Here is a 16,732-nt window from a genome sequence, read left to right on the forward strand (position 1 = left end):
TCCCATATGACAATCATTTTTGTTTCATACGGGTAGTCCAATCTGGGTATTGGATGAAACTCGTCTTATCGTAAAGTCCTCCGAATATCTTATCAGGCATAGCGCCATAAACAAGAACAACTTCTGGTTCAAGTTCCTTCAGCATCTCTTCAAGACCTTCTCTGAAATATCTTTTGGATTCAGCGGATTTGATTTGTCCATATGTTCCGATAGAAACAATGCTATGTTTATCCACTCCCTGAAATGCCACTTTTTCTCCGAGAAAATCCGATTTATAAGTTCGCTCATCTCCCCATCGAATGTTAGGCACAACATAAAGCCCTTTCTGGCTTAAGTAATACCCAACTGCTCTGTTCAGATAGATATCAGCGATTTGAACACATAATGGCGCGTCAAGATAAAGTGAACAATCTGGTGTAACTATTCCCGGAAACCTTTTTAAATCGTCAACGTACTCTTCGGTATTTATTAGTATTTCCCGAAAATTGATATCATTTTCATAAAAGCATACAAAATCATTCTTATCTTGGCTCCGCTCTCTGATTGAGAACGGAACCATCCCTTCAGGAATAATTATCTCTTTTGGCGCATCAATATGTGGTATTTCAAACTTTCCATCGAAAAATGCAGTTTCTACCAAAGAAACTCTAAAGCCTTCATCTACCAGATTAGTCGCTGTCTTTCCCATGTTCTGCCTCCCACCTCAATATTGCTTCTGCCCCTTCTACAGCGCCAGCAATATTGTATGTAGCACATTCCTCAGGGAATTTAGTCATTAGTTCCTTGTAGCACTTAACTAATTCAGTATTTGGTTTTTTTTCAACAACCTCCTCCAACACCTCACTTATCCAGGAATATTCCGAAGCAGTGCATTCATTATTCAAGAAGTCTATTGTCGCTGTAATGTCTTCTGATAGGATATCAGTTAAAAGATTCTGGCATTCCTCTATTCCGTCTGCCCACTCTCCGCAACTAATATCTTCCACATATTCTCTGCGTTTAATGACTTCTCTAAACTTTTCTATATTCATTTTTTCTTACCCCCTTTACCATATGGTTGTTTTGCATCTGGAAAGATGGTTCCTATTTGCCCATGTGTTCGTATAACTCCAACACGAACTCCTTTCCACATTCCAAATACAGCCACTCCATCCTTGGTATGTCTATTTCCTTTCAAATTTGCCACATGCTCTCCTGCATGTTTTATGTCCTTGCTAGTCCAGTTCTTTGGAAACCACGATTGTCCCATAGATTTTGTTTTTGCCTTATTTGTATGGTCCAAAACATGTCCTACTCGTACCCCATTAGGATAGGTCTTCTCAACCTTATATCTAATGCCATACTTATCAAGTTCGTTCATGCCCGCTTGTCCGTGTCCCCCACTCTTAAGCCGTATATGATTGCCGTTACGTGGCTTTGTATAGGCACCTTCATTTGAATGAACTACTGAGAATTGGCTTGCAGATCCTGCAGCACCGCGAGTATTTAATACCCTTCCCGATTTAGTTGTACCCATAGACGTTCCCTCCTGTCATAATTGACAGACAAGGAACTAAAACAATTTCTTTTTTCATTTTTCCTCATCTTTCTGCCAAGAATTATTCTTGACCAAACAATAAAAAGATTTTTAGTTGCATTTTTTATTGCTCTCTCAGAAAGATTGAAGTAGAATATAATATACCAAATATGAAAGATTCTACTGAGTCTTTCTTTGAGAGAACGTATAGCTGCGCCAACAGTTATGCGTTTTTTCTTTACCTATGTAAAGCCTCTCATAATTTTGCCTCCTTTCTATGGGTAAAGATAATAGATATCTTAATTAAGCATTTTTATGTTTACCATTGTTTTTATTATCAGATCTATCCAATTTTCTCCTATTTTTAGCAAAAGCCTGCGAAACATAATATGTCTCAACAATTTCCTTAGGTTTCATTCCCTTACTCTCATTGTATGGAATCATAACCTCTGCACATAATGCCTTAGCCTGCCATTCAACACTACAATATGCTGGTATTTCTTTATCCTCAAAACTTCTGTTATAAAGAGGAGTATATCCTATTTCAAACAAAAACACATGGCAGATTTCGTGACATATAAAACCAAGAAATGCTCCTATCCTTTTCTTATACGCTCCCCAATACACAGTCGCTTTTATCTCGATTGTGAATCCGCCTCTATCATTAGGAGTACATCTAGCCATTGTTTGAGGCGCCAGTTTATTATCTTCGACGATAACATAATCACAACCTTCAAAAACATCACTTACCTTATCAAGCACTTCAAGAACAGGAAAAGGCCCCGTAAGAGGAACATCAAATAATTTCCTAAAATACATTGCAAATCTACGTAAATCTTTTCTACTAGTTGGTTTTGTTTCGTAATCCATTTACTTTGATGTATCCTCCTTCTTGCTCAATAATTCCATGATTTTCATTGCCGTATCATCGTCCAAATCATCAAAAGCTCTGGCAAAAGCTAACACAGCTTTTCTCTGCACATTCCCCGCCTTTTTAGAATCAATTCTATATTGCGCCCTTGACTCTTCAATAGCTTCTTCTAATTCCTCCTTTTCACTTGCTGTAAGGTGATAATGGTCAACAAGTTTGGAAACCCAATCAGCAGGAACATTCTTCTTACCATTTTCCACGGCTGAAATAAATGGCAATGAAGCTCCAAGTATTTCAGCCATATCGCCCATTACTTCATGATGCTTGATTCTTAACACACGTACAAATTCACCATATTTTGTATATGACATAATACAAGCTCCTTTCTTTATACTAAAAATATTATCATTACTTTATCCAATAATCGAGTACATTATTTAACCATAATTAGGTTAATCTTTCTTCAAAAAAACACCCCAGGACGGTTGCCCTGAGGTGTAATAAGTCGTATATGATTGTCCAAAGACGTAAAACGTTGTGAAACGATTATCTCTTTGAGAACTGTACGAACGTAAAAAAAGCCCCAGTGGGGCTTTTTTAGTGAGTAGCCTCAAAGCTATGCTTTGAGGTGACCTCGGGAACCGAGGTCATTGGAACAAAAAATCCCTCTGCATAAGCAGAGGGATATATTTGTTCCAATTATCTCTTAGAGAACTGAGGTGCGCGACGAGCAGCCTTTAAGCCGTACTTCTTACGCTCCTTCATACGTGGATCTCTTGTGAGGAATCCTGCAGCCTTAAGTGTAGGTCTGTACTCAGCATCTACCTCAAGGAGTGCACGTGAAATACCGTGTCTGATAGCACCAGCCTGGCCAGTGTATCCGCCACCCTTAACGTTAACGATAACGTCAAACTTCTCTACAGTACCTGTAGCTACAAGTGGCTGACGAACAACTACCTTTAAAGTCTCAAGACCAAGGTACTCGTCGATATCTCTCTTATTTATTGTGATCTTGCCTGTTCCAGGTACAAGATATACTCTAGCAACTGAAGACTTTCTTCTACCAGTTCCGTAATACTTTGTTGTATTCTTAGCCATGATCTACCTCCTATTAAAATGTAAGCACTTCTGGCTTCTGTGCCTGCTGCTTGTGATCTGGTCCAGCGTAAACGAAAAGCTTTGTGTACATCTGACGACCAAGTGGTCCCTTTGGAAGCATGCCCTTAACAGCGTGCTCGATAACTCTGTCAGGGTGTGTGTTGAGCATCTCACGAAGAGTTGTCTCCTTCATACCACCAACATAGTCTGAGTGATGATAGTAGATCTTCTGATCAAGCTTCTTACCTGTAACCTTAATCTTCTCTGCATTAACTACGATAACATAGTCACCACAATCAGCGTGTGGAGTGAAGACTGGCTTATTCTTACCTCTTAAAACCTTTGCAACTTCTGCACAAAGACGACCGAGTGTCTGTCCCTCTGCATCAACTACATACCATTTTCTCTCAAGCTGAGATGGGTTTGGCATATAAGTATTCATTGAGAATTCCTCCTTAAATAAATCTTAAAAAAAGCTCCAAGAAAGTGATGTCCGGGCACCGTCTCGGAAAGTTATAGTAAAACTCATTTCCGGGCTAACAGAAATAAGTTACCTTACTACATCAGCCGTTATAGTATACAATACGAATCCAGTTTCGTCAACCACAAAATATAATCCGCCAGTTACGGCTACAAGCCTTAGAGTTTCTCCGCTCAGCTTAGAATGCTTCGCTTGAGAAACCTAAGAGCTTGATGCCTACTGGCCCATCTATTCGTATTCTATCCCTATCATCGTCAAGCCGTGGGCTGGGGCTGTTGGGCCGGCGAGCTCACGGTTGCGGCCACGAAGGATTTCAAGCATATACATTGGCTCCATCTCACCTGCACCCACTTTAATAAGGGTTCCAGCAATGATTCGAACCATGTTGTAAAGGAAGCCATCGCCAGTGAGGCGAATGTGGATAACATCATCCTCCTTATAAACCTTTGCAGTGTATATGGTACGGACGCGGGATTTAACCTGCGCCTTTACCGATGAAAGTGATGTAAAATCGTGCTGGCCGATGAGATACGCAGCAGCCTCGTTCATCTTGTCCACGTCTAAATCGTAATAGTAATGGAATGTATCCTTACGCTTTGTAGGGTCCGGCATCTTGCGATTCAAAATCTTGTACTCATATGTCTTGCGACATGCCGCATATCTAGGATGAAAATCATCCTCCACCTGGCATGAGTACTGAACCACTATATCGTCAGGAAGACGCTGATTCAAGGCAAAGCTAATTTTATCCGCTGGCATACGGGATGTAGTATCAAATACAGCCACATTTCCAAGGGAATGAACACCTGCGTCTGTTCGGCTTGCCCCAATAATAGAGATAGGCTCTTGCAAAAGATCTGTAAGAGCCTCGTTTAATTTCTGTTCAATTGTGACACCGTTTGGCTGAATTTGCCAGCCACAGTATCCGCTGCCATCATAGGCAACAACTATCATTACTCGCATATTATAAAATTACCTTTGCTGAATAAAAAACTATCAAATAAATTGCAATACAAATATAAGCTCGCTGGTCCAGACTAGTGTACTTCAGCGGACGCATCTTTGTCCTGCCCTCTCCACCATTATAGCATCTTGCCTCCATAGCGAAAGACAAATCGTTTGCTCGTCTGAAAGCTGATACAAAAAGTGGCACTAAAAGTGGCACCATGTTCTTTGCCTTTTTAATGAGGCCGCCTGACTCAAAGTCTGCTCCTCTTGCCATCTGTGCCTTCATTATTTTGTCTGTTTCCTCAATGAGAATTGGAATGAATCTCAAAGCGATTGACATCATCATTGAAATCTCATGAACTGGAACATTTATCCTCTTTAAAAAGCCAAGAGACTTTTCAAGACCATCAGTAAGCTGATTTGGTGTAGTGGTAAGTGTCATGATTGAAGTACCAATAATAAGAAGAATCATTCGACTTGTCATGAGCACCGCATTTTTCAAGCCCACATCAGATATTGTAAAAATCCAAAATGAGGCCAGCGTACGACCTGGTGTCAAAAACAGATTAAAGAGTCCTGCAATAATCAAAAGCACAACAATCGAACGTAAGCCCTTTACCATAAATGAAAATGGCACATGACTCATCTTTATAATTCCAAAAAGTGTGATTAATACTGCCGCAAACAAAATCACATTATTAGAAGAAAACAGCGTGATTATAAATATAAGCGTAGCAAACAGCTTCACTCTTGGATCTAGTGAGTGAAGAATTGATTCAGCTGGATAATATTGTCCTAAAGTTATTTCACGCAACATAATATTTCTTCCTTTGCCTCGTCAACAGTTGTAGCATCTGTCCTAATATCAAAACCGGCGGCCTTTAAATCATTCATTACATAGGTAACCTGTGGTGCAGCAAGCCCCATAGCTTCAAGCTCCTTGTAATGAGAAAAGACTTCCTTAGGAGTGCCATCAAACGCTGGCTTTCCTGCATCCATAACAATGATTCTGTCAACGTAATTTGCCACATCCTCCATAGAATGTGATACAAGAATGACTGTATCCCCACGTTTCTTGTGCATATCTGCAATCATACCAAGGATATCATCTCTTCCCTTTGGATCAAGGCCAGCAGTTGGCTCATCGAGAATGATAACAGCTGGCTTCATTGCAAGAACGCCTGCAATTGCAGCGCGACGCTTCTGACCACCTGAAAGCTCAAATGGAGATGCAAGATAGAACTCTTCTGGGAGTCCGACCAGACCAAGAGCTTCGTAAGCACGCTTAATCTGCTCTTTCTCGTCCAAGCCCTGATTCTTTGGGCCAAACTGGACATCCTTAAAAACAGTAGTTTCGAAAAGCTGATGCTCTGGGTACTGGAAAACCATTCCCACCTGTGTTCGAAGCTCCTTGATATCATAGTCCTTGTCATAGATGTCCTGGCCACGATAGTAAATATGACCGTCTGTAGCCTTGATAAGACCATTAAGATGCTGCACAAGTGTAGACTTACCACTACCTGTGTGACCAATAATACCGATAAACTCACCTTCCTTAATTGAAAGGCTGATGTCATCAAGGGCAGTAACCTCATAGGCTGTGCCTGGACTATATTTATATGAAACGTGATCTAAAATAAGTTCGTTGTTAGCAGTCTTATCAGAATTCTTATCACCCGTAGTATTTGTAAGATGATGAACAGAAGTCTGTACTCTACCAAGCTTTAGAATATTTTCTACAAGCTCTTCTCTGGTAAGGATACACTCAGGGAGTGGAAGTCCTGATTTTCTAAGCTCATGTGCAAGCAGTGTAACCTGTGGCACGTCAAGGCTGTGAGCCTTCAAAAGCTCCACATCCTTAAAGATTTCACGAGGCTTTCCCTCCATGAAAACCTTACCCTTTTCCATTACGAAAACATAGTCAGAATCTACAACCTCTTCCATGTAGTGAGTAATGAGGATAACTGTGATTCCCTTTTCCTTATTCAAAGTGTGAACAGCTTGAAGCACATCCTTTCTTCCATCAGGATCAAGCATGGCTGTTGGCTCATCTAAAATAATGCACTTTGGCTCCATAGCCATAACGCCAGCAATTGCAACGCGCTGCTTCTGTCCACCAGAAAGCTTGTTAGGAGAATGACTCTTGTACTTGTACATTCCCACCATCTTGAGAGATTTCTCAACACGCTTGATAATCTCCTCGGTTGGAACACCGATATTCTCAGGGCCGAAGGCAACATCCTCGTCTACCACTGATGCAATAATTTGATTGTCAGGATTTTGAAAAACCATTCCGGCTGTCTGACGAACTGCAAAGGTATACTCATCATCTGAAGTATTCATACCGTCCACAATGAGCGTTCCCTCTGAAGGTGTAAGAAGTGCATTGATATGCTTTGCGAAAGTGGATTTGCCAGAACCATTATGTCCCAAAATAGAAATAAACTGGCCTGGTTCCACATTAAGATTAACATGATCAAGAGCAACCTGGATGCTCTCCACGTTGCCCTCTTCATCACGTCTAATATATTCATGTACTAATTCTTTTGATTTGATAATCGACATTGGTACCCACTATTCCTTTTATTCTTTCCAGTTGAGTCTATGTAAATTACCCTCAGTCTCAAGTCCGAGGAAATCGTTTTGTCTCAGTGCCTCATACAAAATGATTGCTACCGAGTTTGATAAATTAAGTGAGCGTATATCATGTCCCATTGGAATACGAACGCAATTCTCCTCATTGTCTACAAGAATTTCCTCAGGGATTCCTGCTGACTCCTTGCCGAACATTATGTAGCAGTCTGGTTCGTAATTTACCTCTGTATGAGTACGCTTGGCCTTTGTGGTGGCCATATAAATCTTTGCATCTGGATTCTTAGCCTTGAAATCATCCCAATCGTCATAACGGAAAACCTCAAGCTTGTCCCAGTAGTCCATGCCGGCTCGCTTCACGGTTTTGTCTGTGAGAACAAAGCCTAGTGGCTCAATTAAATGCAGCCTAGTTCCGGTAGCGCAGCACGTTCTACCAATGTTTCCTGTGTTGGCTGGAATTTCAGGCTCATGTAATATAATATTTAACATTATCTAAAACCTACGTCAGTTACAGCTACAAGCCTAATGAATTCTCCGCTCAGCATAAAAAGCTTCGCTTAAGAATTATTAGAGCTTGATGCTTACTGACTTACTCTTTCTAAATTACTTGGCAGATCTAAGCTCGTTTATAAATTCTTCTATACGATCCATAGCCTTCTTCAACGCCTCCAACGAGTACGCATAAGAAATACGCACATTGCCCTCGCCACTTTCTCCGAAGGCTGTGCCAGGAACAACTGCTACTTCCTTTTCTTTAAGAAGTCGAGTACAAAATTCCTCTGAAGACATGCCAAATTCAGCGATAGATGGGAAAATGTAGAATGCACCATAAGGCTCAAAACACTTCACTCCCATTTTCTTGAAGCGATTCAGAAGATAACGACGGCGGTCGTTGTACTCCTCGCGCATATTTGCCACGTCCTCATCACAATCACGAATAGCTGTGACTGCTGCGTACTGGCTTGTAGTAGGCGCGCACATTATAGCAAATTGATGGATTTTTGTCATCTGCTGTACAATCACCTGTGGTGCGCAGACGTATCCGAGTCGCCATCCAGTCATGGCATGGCTCTTTGAAAAGCCATTGATATAAATAGTGCGTTCCTTCATTCCAGGGAAGCTGGCAATGGATACGTGTCCCTGTCCTGTGTAGGTAAGCTCTCCGTAAATCTCGTCTGTAAGAACGAACAAATCGTACTTCTTAACAAGCTCTACAATAGGCTCTAAATCAGACTTTTCCATAACAGCACCTGTTGGGTTGTTAGGGAAAGGCATGATTAAAATCTTGGTCTTATCTGTGATAGCAGCCTCTAATTCCTCTGGCTTAAGTCGAAACTCGTTTTCCTCCTTAAGGTTGATAGCTACTGGCTTTCCACCTGCTAAAATGGTGCATGGCTCATAGGAAACGTAGCTTGGCTGAGGAATAAGAACCTCATCACCTGGATCAAGCATTGCACGAAGGGCAACATCAATACCCTCAGAGCCACCTACTGTCATAAGCATTTCTGTAAGTGGATCATAGTTCAAACCATAATGACGCTTTAAAAAATCAGCTATCTCAACACGAAGCTCCTTCAAACCTGAATTTGAAGTGTAGAAGGTACGGCCTCTCTCAAGAGAATAAATAGCCTCATCTCTTACCTTCCAAGGTGTATCGAAATCTGGCTCGCCTACGCCAAGGGAAATAGCATCTGGCATCTCTGCCACAATATCAAAAAACTTTCGGATTCCCGAAGGCTTTATCTCAGTAATAGTTTTATTCAGAGGGTTTCTCATAAGCTCACCTTCTCCCTCTCATCAACATGCTTTTCTGCCATGATAATACCGTGGTCCTTGTACTTCTTCAATACAAAGTTGGTCTGAGTAGAAAGCACTGAGTCAAGTGGAGAAAGCTTAGCAGAAACAAAGTCTGCAACCTCTCTAAGTGTATGTCCCTCGATAGAAACCATGAAATCATAGCTTCCTGAAATAAGATAAACAGCATCAACCTCTGGATAGTTGTAGATGCGCTCAGCAACCTTGTCAAATCCCATTCCTCTCTGTGGAGTAACGCGAACCTCAATAAGTGCTGAAACCTTTTCTACGCTGGCCTTTTCCCAGTTAATGAGTGTAGGGTAACCGCAGATTACGTGCTCGTTTTCCATAGCCTCCAGTTCATTCATAACTGTAGCCTGGTCGCAGCCAAGCATCATAGCCAAATCGCTCAAATCTATTTTGCTGTTATGCTCAATATAAGTTAAAATCTTCTCTCTCATTTTAATCACCCCTTATCCGCTACCCCAAGCATACTATAAATATTATTATTCGCCACGCTTGCGCTCTTATTCGCTCTTTGCCCTACATAAGATGCTGCTAAAGCACCATCTAAGTAGGGATGGCTCATCAAGGGCTCATAAATAACATTTATAGTCTGCTTGGGTCAGCTCATCTAATTCTGTTAGTTACATAATAGTTTATTTTCGTTCTACGCTGTATAACGCATCGGTACGTGGTGGCTCAAGGAAGCGCACCTCATCGCCGCTTAAAATGCGACGATCATTCGAAGAGTTGGACTTCCCGATAATGGCGGATGCTACCCCCGCTGCACTAAGTTTGCGAACCAATCCATTGCCGTCGTTGGTTGCGATGAGCATTGCACCTGACGAAATGAGTTCATAAGGATTAATTCCGAAGAACTCGCAAACCTCTATAGTTTCCTGTTTAACAGGGATTGCTTTCAAATCAACATCAAGACCTACGCCTGAGGCCTCTCCCATTTCCCAAAGCGCCCCGAATATTCCGCCTTCGGTAACATCATGCATAGCAGCTACGCCATGCTCCACTGCGATGCGGCTTTCTGGAAGAACACTAAGGTACTGGTCAAAGCCCTTAGCCGTATCCACAAGTGACTGTGGCAAACGAGTGAGAAGCTCTGCCTCGTGGTCCTTTGCAATAATAGACGTACCCTCAAGACCAATCCACTTTGTGAGCACAATATCCATATTAGGCTTTGCACCGCCTGTGGATACCATCTGACCTTTCTTGACTTTACCAACGGCTGTAACAGAAATCAAAGGCTGATTAACCGCCTCGGTAACCTCTGTATGTCCGCCGATGACCTGCACATTATAACGTTTGCAAGCTGCATCCACCTGCTCCATAATGTGTTTCAGCTTCGCCTCTCTCATGCGAGGTGTAAGGAGCACTGTCAAAAGGATTCCGATTGGCTCTGCACCAGCAGATGCCAAGTCATTAACAGAAATTGTAACTGCCAGCTCACCTATATCAGAGGCTGTTCCAGTGATAGGATCAGTTGATAAAACCATCTCCTCATCAGGTCCAATCTGAACCGTAGCACAGTCCTCTCCAATAGAAGGGCCATTGCCAACCTCTGGTCGCTTTACATTAAGTTGTTTGATAACAGAGCGTTTCAGAACGCTCTCTGGTAACTTTCCAATATCCATAATTATGCCCTAAAAATGTTAGATTGCAGGCGCATCCTGTGTTCCTTCTGTAGTACCTGCAGGTGCCTCAGTGGCAGGTGCAGTCTCGGTAGCTGGTGCCTGATTTGTAGTCGAATTATTAGTAGTGGTCTGATTTGTGACCTGATACTTTGGTGTAATTGTAAATGGTGTGGAATTAGCAACACCTGGTGCGTAAGTCGCTATAGCATTTGCAATTGTAGCTGCATCCTGTGTAGCAACAGCCTGAAGCATAGCGTATGAAAGATTTGCATCCTCCGAAGCTATACCTACAGTAACTGTTCTGTTGGATGGATTGTACTTACTGTTATTATATACGTCGCGGCTAACCTCTGTGCCATTTTCGTAAACAACCTTCCAAAGGCGTGCTGTGTATCCAGTGTGACCACTGACTGTGGTTGTCATCTTGCCAAGTGGTACATTTGGATCTGCAACCCATGTTGTGTTCTGAACATTTACCCCAGTGATTTCAGTCTCATAATCAACTGTGTGGCCTGGGTCATCCTCTTCCTTACCATAAATGTTGAAGTATACATTGCTGCCGTCACAATGACCTTCTATATATATAGGATAATTCTTGTTGTTCTTAATCTGAAAATCCTTACTGCCGGACTCTGAAATCGCCGCATCCATTGATGGCTTTACATATGTAACAATCATTGAATGGGCGCTTCTGGTAACAACTCCAAGCTCAGCCTCACGAACAGCTCCGTAAAGTGTAGTGGAAACCTGGCAGATACCACCGCCATAAGTCTCAACAGTTGTTCCATTCTCATAAGAGCCTGCAAGCATGTATCCATTTTCAGCTGTGAATGGTGTGATAGTATTAAGAACTGAAAGCTCATCTCCTGGATAAAGAATAGTTCCATTAATGAAGCTTACACCATTTGCAACATTATTCTTACGAGCTGATGATGAAGAGCTATAATCTGTTGAGAAAGCTCCAATTAAATCCTTAATCTCTGCCAGCTCCTCCTTGCTTCCTCTAGGCTCTTTTACCTCTGTAGCAAGCTCAACAGTGGCATCACTGCCATCCCACTGATTCTCAATATAATCCACTAGAAGGGATGCAGATTCCTCAATCTGAACTACTACACCAGCTGTTCCCTCATGGAAAACAAACTGATCATTCTCACGTGTGAGATAGTCATCGCTTGCCTCATCATTTACCTGAGATGAAGCTGTATTCAAATATCTGACGATTCCATCATAGTTGGCGCCAAGTGAAAGCGAAAAATCCTTTGTACGGCCTGCCGCCAAATCCTGATTGGCTTTAAATCTCTCTGCTATATTGCCATAGGAGCCATAAGTAGCTGCCTGAACAGTGACATAATTATTCTTCGCGCCAATACAAAGGTCACTACCCTTTGCAGAGATAGTCTGACCATTGGCAGAAAGTGTGAAATTCACATTGTCATATGCCGCAAAATAGGCATCTACAACATCCTGCGCCTCTGTAACTGTCTTTCCTGAGACATCTGTACCCGCTATACTGATGCCATTTGGAATAATTCTGTTGTCAGTAACAACCTCTTCCTCTACTGCCTCTGCCTCTTCATTTGCCTGCTCTTCCGCTGCTGCATCCTCAGCAGCAAATGTAATGGTAGGGGAAGCCAGAGATAAAGCTAAAGAAATTGATAATACTTTATATAGTTTTTTCATAACATTAACCTCTAATATGTTACAATTATAGTAGAGCTGCAGCGAAGGTGGTAAATACCATACAAATCACAACTACTACAAGTACTGCACCTGCAATAATCTGATGCTTTTTACTACGTTTCATATTTTTACCTCGCTAATCATTTTCTTTATAGTAAAGGAGAATAACCATGCATTTTGGATTCCCGATTTTACCGTTTTTCCTATTAGCATTAGTTCTACTTACTATCAGACTTCGAAGCCTTTCCCTCAAAAGGGAACAGCAGGAAGCTGAGTTCTGGGCCAAGGAGCGCCAGGCAAATATAACACCTGCTAAAGATATATCTAATCTAAGATATATTACCATTCCAATAGAGAAATTTCCATTAAATTTTAGCACTGACGAAAAAGTAATTGAAATTGAAAATGAATTGAAAGAATTGTCTACCCATAGGCTTTTGAATCTTACGGGAATGACAAATACAGACCTTAAACTCGCCTACGGCATGCCGAATTTCGAGACCATGAGCAGAATTGGTGATGACTTTGACAGAACCTGCGTACTTCTGAACAAATATGCAGAGGCTCTCATGGAGGCAGAACGCTACGAGGATGTGATTACAGTTCTTGAGTTTGCAGTTGGTGCAGGCACTGACGTCAGTGAAAGCTACACCATGCTGGCAAAATGCTACCAGTTTACCAATATGGATTCAAAACTGGATTTACTTCGCAATCAGGTTGCGGAAAGCAATTTATTCTTAAAGGATTCAATCCTACAGAAAATCAGCTAGTGAAAGAGCCCTGATCATCACGACCAGGGCTCTAATTGTGTTTACTTTTATACTGTCATTTTCTTTGATTCATCTTCATCATCTTTACGACGCTTAAAGAATGCAAACAATCCAATCAATGCTCCTAGAACTGGAATTGTTGTACCAAACCATTTCTTACCTTCATGTGCCATAGCACCTGACTTAGCAACTTCACCATCTCCTATTGAGGTAATGTTTGACTCTTCTGTTGTATCAACCCCCACAACGCTAAGCGGAACCTGAACATCTTCAATCTGCTCAACATCCTGAGCCTGAGGTGCAACTATATTCTGAGTAGTCTGTGTTGCCTGAGTTGAAGCTGTTTCCTGTGCTTCAGCTTCTGGTGCTGCCACAAGATTTTCTGTAACAACTGCCTGCTCCTGTGTTGCCACTGCCTGAGTTGTAGACTGTGTAGAAGCTGCAGGTGATGCAGATGTTGCCTGCTGCACAGACTGAGTTGTTGTCTGTGTTGCTGTCTGAGCTGTTGTCAAATCTGCAACCTTCTCAAACTTTTTCTCAGGCTGTACAACTGTTTCTCCAGCTGCAATTTCAGCCTTAACAGTTTCAATTACTGTTTCTGTAGCTTCTGCAGATGCCTGCTCAATAACTGGAGTTTCTGCTTCTTCAGGAGCTGTCCCTTCTATAACTGGAGCAACTACTGCTGGTGCAACCTCAGCAGAAGTCTCAATTATTGGGCTCTCAGTAATATCAGTAGTCTCTGATGCTTCAGTAGTTTCTGTTATTACAGGTGTTTCTGTCACTTCTGAAGTCTCAGTTGTAGTAGGTGTCTCTGTTGTCTCTGTAACCTCTGTAGCTACAGGTGTTTCTATCACTTCTGAAGTCTCAGTTGTAGTAGGTGTCTCTGTTGTCTCTGTAACCTCTGTAGCTACAGGTGTTTCTGTCACTTCTGAAGTCTCAGTTGTAGTAGGTGTCTCTGTTGTCTCTGTAACCTCTGTAGCTACAGGTGTTTCTGTCACTTCTGAAGTCTCAGTTGTAGTAGGTGTCTCTGTTGTCTCTGTAACCTCTGTAGCTACAGGTGTTTCTGTCACTTCTGAAATCTCAGTTGTAGCAGGTGTTTCTGTCACTTCTGAAATCTCAGTTGTAGCAGGTGTTTCTGTGGTTGTTGGAGCCTCTGTTGTTTCGGGTGTTTCTGGTGTCTCTGCAGCCTGCTGTGCAGCCATCAGGTCAGCTATAATCTGATTGAGTGACTCAATCTTTGCTGTTGTCTCTGTAATCTTGGCATCATAGCCACTGATATTTGCATCGATTGTTCCAATCTGAGCTGTCAGATTTGCAGACTTGGTATCAAGCTCCTGTATCTTTGTCTCATAATTTGAAATGCTCTCGTTAAGATTGTTAATCTTGGTCTGAAGTGTTGCAATCTGACTGTCAAGCCCAGCTATAGTGCTATTTGAAGAATCAATAGTGCCACTATAATTTGTAATCTTGGTCTGAAGTGTATTGATTGTAGTCTGAAGACCATCAATAGTATCTCCCAAATCACTAATCTGCTGTGTATAATCGGCAATATTTCCCTCAAGAGTCCCTATCTGAGCCTCATAACCAGCTATAGAATTGTTGAGGTTGGTAATCTGAGTATTGTAACCTGCAACAGTATCTGTCAGAGGATTAATCTGATCATCAAGCGCATTAATATTTCCCTGAATAGTATCCTTCTGACCATTTAATGTGCCAAGAGTTGTATCATAACCAGATATCTGAGTACTAAGGTTGTTAATCTCGCCTGTCAAATCAGATATAGTCTGTGTAAGTGTAGCTATAGCTGTTTCAGCTGCTACACGATCATTTATTGTTGTACTGTACTGAGTTGATGTAAATATATCTGCACCTTTTTGTGAAGTGGTTGAATCACCAAAGCCTGTTCTGTTTCTATAATAATAGGTATCTCCATTTATAGTGGTGCTCTTAAATCCTTTTTTCAGTAAGGAATCATAGTATGCCTTATTCTCAGCAGTCTGCTTAACTACTACTGAAGTCTTGTCATCAAGTCCATCAACATGCTGGAATACAGGTGTTTTTGCCAGAACATTTACGCCACAAATATTATCTAAAATCCTATCTTCATTTCCATTTGCTTCTGTTTTAATGACTGAATTACCATCTGAATCGCATCCAACATAATCGAAGTATATTTCAGCACCTTCATTTGTTAACGCGTTTACATATCTTATTACCCAATGGCTGTTGAAATAGTCATTTTCATTCCAATATTTTGTATTCTCAAAAGTGATATCGTTCGCGTCTGCCAGAGTAAGTTCGCCTGTTAAAAGAAGTTCATACTTCATCATGGCAAATGCCAATGGTCTGCCATAATTCTTATATAAATTTCCAAGCTGAGCATTAGTAGGTTTCGTTCCAAGAGAAGCCTTTTGCTCTAAAAGTGCAGTCTTCATCCCATTAATATCAGACTCAAGCTGCGCTAAACCTGCATGGTTATACCCTGCTTCTTCATAGGCTGTCTGGGCATTTGTAAGACTAGTCTCTGCGGTGGTCTTATCTGATTCTTTGCCAGTTTTTTCATCGACTAATTCCTGTCTCTCACTTGTTGCTGTATCAATCTGGCTTTGAACACCATTTAACTGAGTCTGTGCCTCAGACTTCTGTGACTCTAAACCATTAAGCTCTGTGTTAGCAGCTGTCAGTGCAGACTCTGCTGTTCCAAGGTTTGCCTCAGCAGTTGCCTTGTCACTCTGAACCTGTGAAAGCTCTGTCTCAGCCTCTGTCTTAGTCTGCTGTGCTGCAAGTTGTAAAACCTCTGCTGCATTTTTCTCAGACTGAGCCTCTGTCAGTGCAGACTCTGCCTGTGACTTGCCAGTTTCTGCTGCTGCAAGCTCTGCCTCTGCCACTGCCTTATCTGACTGCAGAGCAGCCAAATCAGACTCTGAATTTCCTTTTTCTGTCACAGCTTCATTCTTAGCTTCGACTGTCTCTGTTCTTTCCTCAATCACAGAGTTCTGCTCCAAGATAGCCTCTGCTCTGGCTTCTGCTGCATTCCCCTTCGCCTCTTCAGCTGCAAGCTTTTCTACTTCAGCATCTGCCTTTGCCTCGATGGCCTCATCTAAAGTATATTCCTGTGAAGCAGCCTGAGCCTCAGTTGTCTGAGCTACGCTTGCTTCCTGAGTTGTCTCCTGTGTAGTTTCCTGTGTGAGTTCCAAATCAATCTCGTCAGGAAGCTCCATGTTCTCATCATAAGCATAAGCCAAGCTGGCATCAGCAAGTGCTGATACACCGCCTATTGCTGCACCTGTAATTGCTGCACCCTTTAATAATCCATCAACTTTCTTTCCCATA

At 41.8% G+C, this 16,732-nt stretch carries 17 protein-coding genes; 1 reads left to right on the forward strand and 16 read right to left on the reverse strand.

What is annotated here, in order from left to right; all coding sequences use genetic code 11:
- Positions 1-13: 13 nt before the first annotated feature.
- The 15 genes from FXF36_RS01210 to FXF36_RS01280 form a co-directional block, all read right to left on the reverse strand.
- Positions 14-688 (reverse strand): DUF4417 domain-containing protein, encoded by a 675-nt coding sequence (locus FXF36_RS01210; protein ID WP_151622082.1) that lies wholly within the window; start codon positions 686-688, stop codon positions 14-16.
- Positions 669-1,031, reverse strand: a complete 363-nt coding sequence (locus FXF36_RS01215) for a hypothetical protein (protein WP_151622083.1) — start codon at positions 1,029-1,031, stop codon at positions 669-671. The genes FXF36_RS01210 and FXF36_RS01215 overlap by 20 nt, the downstream gene beginning before the upstream one ends.
- Complete coding sequence (locus tag FXF36_RS01220) at positions 1,028-1,516, reverse strand: EndoU domain-containing protein (protein ID WP_026508539.1); 489 nt, start codon at positions 1,514-1,516, stop codon at positions 1,028-1,030. Before FXF36_RS01220 ends, FXF36_RS01215 begins: the two co-directional genes overlap by 4 nt.
- Positions 1,517-1,819: 303 nt before the next feature.
- Positions 1,820-2,386, reverse strand: coding sequence for a M78 family metallopeptidase domain-containing protein (locus tag FXF36_RS01225; protein WP_151622084.1), 567 nt, complete (start codon positions 2,384-2,386; stop codon positions 1,820-1,822).
- Complete coding sequence (locus FXF36_RS01230) at positions 2,387-2,758, reverse strand: helix-turn-helix domain-containing protein (protein ID WP_151622085.1); 372 nt, start codon at positions 2,756-2,758, stop codon at positions 2,387-2,389. It lies immediately after the preceding gene.
- Positions 2,759-3,086: 328 nt separating this feature from the next.
- On the reverse strand, positions 3,087-3,485 hold the full coding sequence (gene rpsI / locus FXF36_RS01235; RefSeq protein WP_028234846.1) for a 30S ribosomal protein S9: 399 nt from the start codon (positions 3,483-3,485) through the stop codon (positions 3,087-3,089).
- Positions 3,486-3,498: 13 nt separating this feature from the next.
- Positions 3,499-3,927 (reverse strand): 50S ribosomal protein L13, encoded by a 429-nt coding sequence (gene rplM / locus FXF36_RS01240; protein WP_015550823.1) that lies wholly within the window; start codon positions 3,925-3,927, stop codon positions 3,499-3,501.
- Positions 3,928-4,194: 267 nt separating this feature from the next.
- Positions 4,195-4,929, reverse strand: a complete 735-nt coding sequence (truA, locus tag FXF36_RS01245) for a tRNA pseudouridine(38-40) synthase TruA (protein ID WP_151622086.1) — start codon at positions 4,927-4,929, stop codon at positions 4,195-4,197.
- A 1-nt stretch (position 4,930) separates the two neighbouring features.
- A complete protein-coding gene (locus FXF36_RS01250) occupies positions 4,931-5,731 on the reverse strand; it encodes an energy-coupling factor transporter transmembrane component T family protein (protein WP_151622087.1) in 801 nt (266 codons plus the stop codon).
- On the reverse strand, positions 5,716-7,479 hold the full coding sequence (locus FXF36_RS01255) for an energy-coupling factor transporter ATPase (RefSeq protein WP_151622088.1): 1,764 nt from the start codon (positions 7,477-7,479) through the stop codon (positions 5,716-5,718). The genes FXF36_RS01250 and FXF36_RS01255 overlap by 16 nt, the downstream gene beginning before the upstream one ends.
- Positions 7,480-7,497: 18 nt before the next feature.
- Complete coding sequence (gene trmL, locus FXF36_RS01260; RefSeq protein WP_015550828.1) at positions 7,498-7,995, reverse strand: tRNA (uridine(34)/cytosine(34)/5-carboxymethylaminomethyluridine(34)-2'-O)-methyltransferase TrmL; 498 nt, start codon at positions 7,993-7,995, stop codon at positions 7,498-7,500.
- A 114-nt stretch (positions 7,996-8,109) separates the two neighbouring features.
- On the reverse strand, positions 8,110-9,282 hold the full coding sequence (locus tag FXF36_RS01265) for a pyridoxal phosphate-dependent aminotransferase (protein ID WP_151622089.1): 1,173 nt from the start codon (positions 9,280-9,282) through the stop codon (positions 8,110-8,112).
- A complete protein-coding gene (locus tag FXF36_RS01270; RefSeq protein WP_072919154.1) occupies positions 9,279-9,761 on the reverse strand; it encodes an Lrp/AsnC family transcriptional regulator in 483 nt (160 codons plus the stop codon). The genes FXF36_RS01265 and FXF36_RS01270 overlap by 4 nt, the downstream gene beginning before the upstream one ends.
- Before the next feature lie 198 nt (positions 9,762-9,959).
- Positions 9,960-10,949: an AIR synthase family protein gene (locus tag FXF36_RS01275; RefSeq protein ID WP_151622090.1), complete on the reverse strand. Its 990-nt coding sequence runs from the start codon at positions 10,947-10,949 to the stop codon at positions 9,960-9,962.
- 18 nt (positions 10,950-10,967) lie between these two features.
- Positions 10,968-12,629, reverse strand: a complete 1,662-nt coding sequence (locus tag FXF36_RS01280; protein WP_151622091.1) for a VanW family protein — start codon at positions 12,627-12,629, stop codon at positions 10,968-10,970.
- Between the two features lie 170 nt (positions 12,630-12,799).
- Here FXF36_RS01280 and FXF36_RS01285 point away from each other — a divergent pair, with 170 nt between their 5' ends.
- The gene (locus FXF36_RS01285) at positions 12,800-13,399 is read left to right on the forward strand and encodes a hypothetical protein (RefSeq protein WP_151622092.1); all 600 of its coding nucleotides are present in this window, start codon (positions 12,800-12,802) and stop codon (positions 13,397-13,399) included.
- A gap of 47 nt (positions 13,400-13,446) precedes the next feature.
- On the opposite strand, the gene FXF36_RS01290 is transcribed toward FXF36_RS01285, so the two are convergent.
- Positions 13,447-16,731 carry an AAA family ATPase gene (locus FXF36_RS01290; RefSeq protein ID WP_151622093.1) on the reverse strand — a complete coding sequence of 1,095 codons (3,285 nt, stop codon included), beginning with the start codon at positions 16,729-16,731 and terminating at the stop codon, positions 13,447-13,449.
- Position 16,732 lies beyond the last annotated feature (1 nt).

The sequence above is a fragment of the Pseudobutyrivibrio xylanivorans genome, from assembly GCF_008935055.1.
Taxonomy (GTDB): Bacteria; Bacillota; Clostridia; order Lachnospirales; family Lachnospiraceae; genus Pseudobutyrivibrio; species Pseudobutyrivibrio xylanivorans_A.

Excerpts from the sequence above, each read along its gene's own strand:
- FXF36_RS01275 (WP_151622090.1), bottom strand. The coding sequence starts at position 10,949 with ATGGATATTGGAAAGTTACCAGAGAGCGTTCTGAAACGCTCTGTTATC.
- truA (WP_151622086.1), bottom strand. The coding sequence starts at position 4,929 with ATGCGAGTAATGATAGTTGTTGCCTATGATGGCAGCGGATACTGTGGC.
- rpsI (WP_028234846.1), bottom strand. The coding sequence starts at position 3,485 with ATGGCTAAGAATACAACAAAGTATTACGGAACTGGTAGAAGAAAGTCT.
- FXF36_RS01250 (WP_151622087.1), bottom strand. The coding sequence starts at position 5,731 with ATGTTGCGTGAAATAACTTTAGGACAATATTATCCAGCTGAATCAATT.
- FXF36_RS01215 (WP_151622083.1), bottom strand. The coding sequence starts at position 1,031 with ATGAATATAGAAAAGTTTAGAGAAGTCATTAAACGCAGAGAATATGTG.
- FXF36_RS01210 (WP_151622082.1), bottom strand. The coding sequence starts at position 688 with ATGGGAAAGACAGCGACTAATCTGGTAGATGAAGGCTTTAGAGTTTCT.
- FXF36_RS01230 (WP_151622085.1), bottom strand. The coding sequence starts at position 2,758 with ATGTCATATACAAAATATGGTGAATTTGTACGTGTGTTAAGAATCAAG.
- FXF36_RS01270 (WP_072919154.1), bottom strand. The coding sequence starts at position 9,761 with ATGAGAGAGAAGATTTTAACTTATATTGAGCATAACAGCAAAATAGAT.
- FXF36_RS01265 (WP_151622089.1), bottom strand. The coding sequence starts at position 9,282 with ATGAGAAACCCTCTGAATAAAACTATTACTGAGATAAAGCCTTCGGGA.
- FXF36_RS01285 (WP_151622092.1), top strand. The coding sequence starts at position 12,800 with ATGCATTTTGGATTCCCGATTTTACCGTTTTTCCTATTAGCATTAGTT.
- FXF36_RS01255 (WP_151622088.1), bottom strand. The coding sequence starts at position 7,479 with ATGTCGATTATCAAATCAAAAGAATTAGTACATGAATATATTAGACGT.
- rplM (WP_015550823.1), bottom strand. The coding sequence starts at position 3,927 with ATGAATACTTATATGCCAAACCCATCTCAGCTTGAGAGAAAATGGTAT.
- FXF36_RS01225 (WP_151622084.1), bottom strand. The coding sequence starts at position 2,386 with ATGGATTACGAAACAAAACCAACTAGTAGAAAAGATTTACGTAGATTT.
- FXF36_RS01290 (WP_151622093.1), bottom strand. The coding sequence starts at position 16,731 with ATGGGAAAGAAAGTTGATGGATTATTAAAGGGTGCAGCAATTACAGGT.
- FXF36_RS01280 (WP_151622091.1), bottom strand. The coding sequence starts at position 12,629 with ATGAAAAAACTATATAAAGTATTATCAATTTCTTTAGCTTTATCTCTG.
- trmL (WP_015550828.1), bottom strand. The coding sequence starts at position 7,995 with ATGTTAAATATTATATTACATGAGCCTGAAATTCCAGCCAACACAGGA.
- FXF36_RS01220 (WP_026508539.1), bottom strand. The coding sequence starts at position 1,516 with ATGGGTACAACTAAATCGGGAAGGGTATTAAATACTCGCGGTGCTGCA.